Here is a 7,297-nt window from a genome sequence, read left to right as displayed (position 1 = left end):
TCTGCATACCTCATACACCAGGGGATACAGACAACAGACCAGGCACAGCGGGCACTTCGAGGAAGATCACCCTAACGAGCCGAGGTCAGTAACCGCCACATCGGCGAGGCCCACAGGATCTCGCAGCGCATCGGGGACGCTTCCGACGTGCACTGGTTGTCCTTCGGCCCGGCGAACGTCGCGCTGCACAAGATGTCCGCAGCCGTCGAGATGCGTGAGTACGGCAATGCCCTCACGCAGGCCCGCAAGATCACGTTGCCTGTCCAGGTGGCCACCTCGCGTAGGGCGCACTTCCTGATCGACCAGGCGCGCACCGAGATGGAGACGGGCCACACCGAGGCCGCGTTGAAGTCCCTGGTCGAAGCCCGGCGTCTCGCTCCTGAGCAGACCCGCTACCACCCGGCCGCCCGCGAGACGATCACCGGCCTGGTGCACGTTTCCCGGGCGGTCGCTGGATGAGTGGCCTCAGAACTGCCGCTTCGCATGCGAACGAAGGCCGCCAGTCAATCGCAGTCAAATCAACAGTGTCCGCGCTGTATTCAGCGCTGGCGGAACGGGTACTGGGCCGACGGTAGGCGCCGGAGTCACATCATGGTGGTGACGAGCCCAAGTGTTGTGCCCGCGCCGAGGACGGCCAGGGGGTGCACACGCTTCGTCAGTGCGAGCGCGGCGGCCATGACGATGATCACCGCGCCCGTCACGGTGGCGGTCGAGGCGCGCACCGCGAAGACCGCTCCGGCGGCCACGAGACCAGCGCTCACCGGGGTGACGGCGGCTTGGACGGTCCGCTGCCAGGACCGGTCCCGCAGGCCGTGCCACAGACGAGTGGCGATCGCGGCGATGAGAGCGGACGGCGCGACCATGGCGAGGGTGGCGACCAGCGCGCCGCCGATCCCGGCGACGTGCCAGCCGAGGAGCGTGACGATCATGAGATTCGGGCCGGGGGCGGCCTGCGAGAGGCCGAACAGGCTGTGGAACTGCTGCGGCGTGGCCCAGGAGTGGACGCTGACGGCTTGCCTCTGGAGTTCCGGCAGGACGGCATTGGCTCCGCCGAAGGAAAGCAATGACAGCTGAGAGAACACACCCGCGAGCTGAGCGAGCACAGACGTCATCTGGCCGTCCTCCGGTTGAGAATCAGGCTCACGACGGTCATCACCGGCAGAACCAGAACCAGCGGGCATCCCCACACGGCCACGGCCGCACAGCACACGGCAGCGACGCAGAAAGGCTCCCACCGGCGCGGCAAAGACCGCATGATCTTGAACGCCGTAGCGGCGAGCAGGCCGGCCGCCGCGGCGGCCAGGCCCAGGACCGCACCGCGAACCTCAGCGACGCCCTCGAAATCCTGGTAGCACGCACCGAGCGCGACCACGAGCACGGACGGCGCCGCCAGAAGGCCGGCCAGCGCCGCCACGGCACCGAAGGCTCCGCGGGAGCGGGCGCCCAGGGAGGCCGCGAGGTTGAGGATGTTGCCGCCGGGGAGGAACTGGCACACCGCGAGCAGGCTGACGAACTCCTCCGCGCTCAGCCACCGCCTCTTCTCGACGATCATGCGCTGGGCCTGCGGCAGGACCCCTCCGAAACCCGTCAGGCCGAGCCACAGGAAGCCGCGGAACAACTGGCCCGCCCCCGGGCCGCCCGGCGGCTGCTTCACCGCCGGGATCTCCTCCACTGGTTCATTCGCCATTCGCCTGCCCTCCTTCTCCCAGGTGACGCGGGCAGCATTTCGACCAGAATATCTCGACATCAAGAGACCTGGATCGGTCGAATAGGGGAGGCCGGGGTGGAGCCGGCGTCAACCGCCCGCCTCGACTGCCAGCCGCAGGCGCATCATGTTCGCCCCCGACAACAGCACCACGCCTCCGACCGTTGACACCCGGCGCCTACGCATCGCACGGATAGTGGCCGGGAGAGCAGGTCGCCACCGCCGGCAGGATCCCGACCACCCGCGGACGGCGCCAGACGCCGACTGCGGACACTCCGACAAATGATCTACGCCATGGACTACTGCCCGACACCAGCACAGGTACGCCGGAAGGCCAACACACCAGCCCTTTGACCTGATACTTCAAGTTGACGGAGGCTCAGTGGAGTCCACCCGATGCGCACCACCGTGATCTCCACTCTCCGAGTGGACTCCACTCCCCACCCAGCCGCCGATCCGCGCCCGGGTGCGCGGTGGAATCCACCGTGCCCACTCATCCCCAGCGGCGGCCCCGCACGGTGCGCAACGGGTTCGGCCGGCCGCCGGGGAACTGCCGTGAGCGGGAGCCACGCCGGACGGGCGGCGGCTTCGGCGACGGGTACAGCGCCGCGCACAACCGGGACGCGTCGGCGAGCTGGTCCAGGCGCTCGCGCTGCTCCGGCGAGAGGTGCGGCGGGGTCGGGTGGACCATCGGGGCCTCCGTGCTTCGGTGGGTTCACTCCCCTGCACCATCGCTGTCTCCGTCGCTTGCGGGCGCTCGTGCGGTCCACATCCCGACAGGCGCTCCAGCGACTTCGCCCATCGTCCCGGGAGACGGGTACGAAGGCTCCGGGGCCCTCGTGGATGCGAACGCGCCGACGCCCACGGACATCTGGTCCGTGGGCGTCGGCGCGTTCAGGGTCGGCGGTCAGCTCGCCATCATGGCCTGGAGGTCGCTCAGCGACAGCTCGTTCGTGCCACGGTCCGCCGCCTTGCTCTGAGTCCACGCGAGGATCGCCAGGTGCGCATCCTCGTACTGGGCGCCGGCGGTCGTGTGCTGCCCGTCGGTGGTGGCGACCTGGGTGAGGTAGGCGGCCAGGGCGTGCGGGCCGCCGCCGTGGTACCCGATCTCGTAGCCCAGGGCGTTCCTCTGCGGGAGGAGCGAGAGAACGTCCTTGTCCGTCCGGGCCCAGAACTGGCCGCGGCCGGTGTAGAAGCGGCTGAAGACGTCGTCCGGGCGCAGTTCGAGCGGGGCGTACGTCGTGTAGCTCCACTGGTCCATGCCGCCGGTCCCCGCGTGCTTGAAGTGCTTGCCCACGACGGGCAGCCCGAACACGGGGTCGCGGGCAAGGAGTTCGGTAAGTCCGGATGCCCTTTTCCGGACTACGGAAATGGATAAGGAAGGCCGTGTAAGAGGACGACCCCGCCCTGAGGCGGGGTCGCTGGAGTGAGAGCCCTGCTGTAGATGTGCTGGCGTTCTCAGGCAGTCTGCGTGGTACGAGCAGGCCGGGCGACGGCGCAGCATGCGAGGCCGATCAGGAGCATCGCCACGGGGAAGGCGAGGGCGGCCTGGGTGGCGCTGGTCGGGGCGTTGCCGAGGTGGGCCTGGAGAAGCCCGCCGGTGGCCGCGCTGCCCAGGGCTCCGCCGAGCTGTCGGGTGGTGTTGAACACCCCTGACGCAGCGCCGACCAGGGAGGGCTCCAGGCCGCGGGTGGCGATGCCGGCCAGCGGCGCGGAAACCAGCCCGATCCCGACGCCTGTGACGAGCAGCGGGGGCATCAGCGCCCACAGGCCGATGCCCGGGTGCAGCAGCAAGGTCAGGGAGCCGACCCCGACGATCAGGAGCAGGAAACCGAGGGTCGCGAGCAGGCGGGGGCTGGTGGTGTCGGACCGCTTGCCTGCGAGGCGCGCGCACAGCGAGGACAGGGCGAACATGGGGACGGTGGCGGCGCCCGCGGCCAGCGCGCTGTAGCCGAGGTCGCTCTGCAGGTAGATCATCAGCGGCAGGAACATGCCGATCATGGCGGCCCCCATGGCCCCGCCGGCCGTGGCGGCCGCCGAGAAGGCCCGGTTGCGGAATAGCCGCAGCGGCAGGAGCGGCTCACGCGTGTTGCGATGCTGCCACCACACGAACACCGCCAGGCACACGGCGCCGAAGGCCAGCACCGAGGGGATCGTGACGGGCCCGGCGACGGTGCCCCAGTCGTAGGCCTCGCCGCTCTGTACGCCGAAGACCAGCGCGGTCAGCCCCAGACCGCTGAGCACGATGCCCCACAGGTCGAGCCGGTGGTGCCTGGCTGGCCGCCAGTCGGGCAGCAGACGGTACGCGGCGATCCACCCAGCAACACCGACGGGCAGGTTGATCAGGAAGATGCCCCGCCAGCCGGTCCAGGCCACGAGCAGCCCGCCGACCAAGGGTCCTGCGGCCATCGCGGCGCCGCCGACCGCACCGAACACACCCAGCGCCCGGCCCCGCCGCTCTGTGGGGAACAGGTGCACGATGAGGGACATGATCTGCGGTGCGATGAGTGCCGCGGCCAGGCCTTGGACGGCCCGGGTGGCGATGAGCACGGGAGCGTTTGGAGCGAGCACACAGGCCAGCGAGGCCAGGGTGAATCCGGCCAGACCGGCCAGGAAGAGGCGCTTGGGCCCGTACCGGTCGCCGAGCCAGCTCGCGAGGATCAGCGGGACGGCGTAGCAGAGGGCGTAGGCGCTGTTGACCCAGACGGCGTCGTTGAGCGAGGCCCCGAGGGACGTGCGGATGTCAGGCAGGGCCACGTTCACGACGGTGGCGTCCAGGCAGATCATGAAGAAGCTGACGCACAGGGCGTACAGCGCCGCCTCCGGGCTCGCGGACGGGCCGGAAGAAGAGAGGTTACGGAGCAGGCGTTGCAATTTCAGTCGTGTCCTTCGGGTGCCCGCCCCGGCCGCACGTGACGGCGCGGCAAACCGAAGCGGGGAACGGAAGCCCGTCGCGGGCGATGACGTTCACACACACTTCGATCAGCACAGCAGGACTCCCAAGGAACTCGACGCAACCGGCTGCCTTGATCGGCACCTCTCTGATCATCGCTGCTGGCACTGGCATACGGGCATCCTCCGGTCAGCTGATTCACCGGGGGATGCCCGTGCTTTGTGCAGGTCGCGCCGAGTGCCGTCGCGGGCGGCTACGGCACTTCAGTAAGGGGCTGGTCGCGGAGAGTGGCGTCGTTTCCGGCGGCTCCGGTGAGGATAGGCATGCCGAGGTCGACCAGCTGTGGCCGGCCGTCAGTGGGGTTCCATTTGAGGCTGTTGAGCTTGGCGGTGGCGGCGCCGAGGCTGACTTGGAGTCCTTCGACTTCGCCAAGCCAGCCGTTGCCGCGGGCTTCGCGGATGCGTTCGCGGAGGTTCTGGATGATCTCGATGAGACGGGGTCGCTGTCGGGGGTCCAGCTGGAGGACCGGGCAACGGATACAAGCGTGCTCGTGCTTGCAAGGGGTTCCGTAGGGGCGCCCACAGGTGCCCAGCGAGACCCAGACGGTGCCCCGGGTGGTCGTCACCGACAAGCTCCGCTCCTACGGTGCCGCCCACCGCGAGGTGATGCCCTCGGTGGAGCACCGCTCCCACAAGGGACTGAACAACCGGGCCGAGAACTCCCACGATCAAGCCCCCGACAACGTGACAACACCCCGCAGCTCCCGTCCCACAACAGGAACGGCGACGTTGATGACGGTCACGTCCAGGATGACCATGAAGTAGCCCGCGCAGACCGCCAGGAGCGGGGCCGGGGACCGGTCCGAACTCGCCAGCGGCGCGCACCATGACGACACGGTACGAACTCGGCGTCCCGCGGGGATTCACTGCACCTCCGCGGGACGCCGATTCTTCAACGATCAGCCGCCCTGAGTGCTGCCGCACAAATCGGGTTTCTCTTGGCACACGGGATCGTTGGCCTGGGCGTTGACCGAATGGACAGCCGCGGGGACGTGCAGGGGGGCGGCCTGAGCGCCGGCCACGCCAACGGTCCCCGCAGCCAGAGCAGCGAGGAAGGAGACGCCTGCGATGCGAGTCATGTGACGTCGGGTAATACCCATCGGAAAACCTCTCAGCTACAGGAATGGGATGAAACAGGCATTTCATTCCATCCTGTTCCGGCGTCCGCGGTACATCCCCCGCCCGGAGGAACGGCAGGTTGACGGACGGATCTGAAGTTCGCCATCACCGCCGCCCGCCACCGCCTCGAAATGATGATCCGCTCCACCCTCTGGAACCACATCACCGACGCCACCGGCCTGCCCACCACGACCTGAACAACAGGCCGCCACCAGCCTCGGCACGCCCTCAGAAGCCGTATCTCAACCGAACGTGATCGTTGATTCTTGCTGGTCAAGCATGGTTTCGCTCGGAGTGAGGGAGGGATGCGCCGTCTTGTGTCCGCTTCATGGTCGAGGGGTGCGCGGTGGCGTCGGTGCTGGGATTGCTGGAGGAGCGGGAGTCGGCTGCCCGTGTGCGGGTGGAGGGGCTGCGGGAGGAAGCCGCGCGGCTGGCCGGGGTGTTGGAGGCTGCGGAGATCGAGCTGGACCGGCGGGTGATCGCGCGGGAGGAGCTGGTCGAGGGCCTGGCTGTCTCTGCGGCCGAGTCAACTGCCGTGACCGAGGTCGAGGTGGAGCGGGAGCCCGCACCCTCGCCCGTGCCGGGCTCGACGGTGCCGCCCTGGCGGGACGGGTTGACGGTGACGGTGCTGACGCCGGACTACCAGCGGGTTCTGGGTGTGCTGAAGGAGGGGCAGTCAGCGGGCAGGGGGACGCTGAAGGCCAGGGAGATCGCGGTGGAGCTGGGCCTTGAGACGACGCCGGCGAAGGTCGAGGGGGTGCGCTCGAAGGGCACTGTCAACTTTGACAGGCGTCAGATGATCAATAAGGAGAATTGCGGTCTGCGCCTTTGAATCCGCGAACGAAGGGCCCGGAATGGCGCGTCACGTGCAGGTCATAGGCGGCATATTCATTCTTGATCATCTGATGCTCTGTCAAAGTTGACAGTGCCCCCGGCAGAGCAAGCTGCGCACCGCGCAGCGGTACGAGGACGACGCCAACAATGCCGCCCGGGAGGCCGGCACCTGGAGTACCACAGTGGCCAAGCTGGGCACGGAGGCGGCGGACCTGTCGGCCAAGGTGGCCAAGGAGGAACAGGCTGAGCGAGCCGCTGCCGAAAAGGTTCGTCAGCGTGAGCAGGAGCAGGTCCAGCGGCGTGCCGTCGTCAGTCAGCGCAGGATCGAGAGCCGCCTGTCTGCGACGGAGGGGCAGGTACTCACCGTGCTGAAGGAACTGCGGGCCCCGAAGCCGGAGAAACTGCGGGTGCTGTTGTTGGCGGCTGCTTCCGCCGGTGACCTGCGAGTCGGCCAGGAGCAGCAGAGGATTCGTGCGGCGGTGCAGAGCGCAACCCACCGTGACCTTGCCGAACTGGATGTCCACCCCGCCGCGACCGCAGACGTCTTCCTGGACGCGCTGACCCGGTTCCATCCGCACGTCGTGCACTTCTCAGTGGGCGGTTCGTGAGTCTTTGACTGAATCCGCTGTCGCCTGATCGTGTGGCGGCGGGGCGGACTCTGCCGGTCCGCGGTTGGTGATCTGGTGA

Annotated in this window: 7 protein-coding genes and 3 pseudogenes; 4 read left to right on the top strand and 6 right to left on the bottom strand. The window is 68.5% G+C overall.

Annotation, left to right across the window (positions count from 1 at the left end; translation table 11 throughout):
• Positions 1–93 precede the first annotated feature (93 nt).
• Positions 94–459: pseudogene (locus ACIRU3_RS47130) on the top strand (transcriptional regulator); the annotation flags it as partial.
• 125 nt (positions 460–584) lie between these two features.
• On the opposite strand, the gene ACIRU3_RS47125 reads toward ACIRU3_RS47130, so the two are convergent.
• The 5 genes from ACIRU3_RS47125 to ACIRU3_RS47105 form a co-directional block, all read right to left on the bottom strand.
• Positions 585–1,112, bottom strand: coding sequence for a chromate transporter (locus ACIRU3_RS47125; protein WP_404070538.1), 528 nt, complete (start codon positions 1,110–1,112; stop codon positions 585–587).
• A complete protein-coding gene (locus ACIRU3_RS47120) occupies positions 1,109–1,687 on the bottom strand; it encodes a chromate transporter (protein WP_404070536.1) in 579 nt (192 codons plus the stop codon). The genes ACIRU3_RS47125 and ACIRU3_RS47120 overlap by 4 nt, the downstream gene beginning before the upstream one ends.
• A gap of 511 nt (positions 1,688–2,198) precedes the next feature.
• Complete coding sequence (locus ACIRU3_RS47115) at positions 2,199–2,396, bottom strand: hypothetical protein (RefSeq protein WP_404070534.1); 198 nt, start codon at positions 2,394–2,396, stop codon at positions 2,199–2,201.
• 216 nt (positions 2,397–2,612) lie between these two features.
• A complete protein-coding gene (locus tag ACIRU3_RS47110) occupies positions 2,613–3,020 on the bottom strand; it encodes a hypothetical protein (protein ID WP_404070532.1) in 408 nt (135 codons plus the stop codon).
• 143 nt (positions 3,021–3,163) lie between these two features.
• Positions 3,164–4,579, bottom strand: coding sequence for a DHA2 family efflux MFS transporter permease subunit (locus tag ACIRU3_RS47105; protein WP_404070530.1), 1,416 nt, complete (start codon positions 4,577–4,579; stop codon positions 3,164–3,166).
• A gap of 627 nt (positions 4,580–5,206) precedes the next feature.
• On the opposite strand from ACIRU3_RS47105, the pseudogene ACIRU3_RS47100 reads away from it, so the two are divergent.
• Positions 5,207–5,323: pseudogene (locus ACIRU3_RS47100) on the top strand (IS6 family transposase); the annotation flags it as partial.
• A 17-nt stretch (positions 5,324–5,340) separates the two neighbouring features.
• On the opposite strand, the pseudogene ACIRU3_RS47095 reads toward ACIRU3_RS47100, so the two are convergent.
• Positions 5,341–5,493: pseudogene (locus ACIRU3_RS47095) on the bottom strand (MFS transporter); the annotation flags it as partial.
• A 611-nt stretch (positions 5,494–6,104) separates the two neighbouring features.
• Here ACIRU3_RS47095 and ACIRU3_RS47090 point away from each other — a divergent pair.
• Complete coding sequence (locus tag ACIRU3_RS47090; RefSeq protein ID WP_404070528.1) at positions 6,105–6,608, top strand: hypothetical protein; 504 nt, start codon at positions 6,105–6,107, stop codon at positions 6,606–6,608.
• A gap of 184 nt (positions 6,609–6,792) precedes the next feature.
• Positions 6,793–7,218, top strand: a complete 426-nt coding sequence (locus tag ACIRU3_RS47085; RefSeq protein WP_404070526.1) for a hypothetical protein — start codon at positions 6,793–6,795, stop codon at positions 7,216–7,218.
• Positions 7,219–7,297 lie beyond the last annotated feature (79 nt).

This window comes from Streptomyces sp. NPDC101151, from assembly GCF_044768335.1.
In the GTDB taxonomy this organism is placed as follows: Bacteria; Actinomycetota; Actinomycetes; order Streptomycetales; family Streptomycetaceae; genus Streptomyces.
Note: the sequence above shows the minus strand (reverse complement) of the source record. Positions and strands in the feature narration are given on the sequence as shown.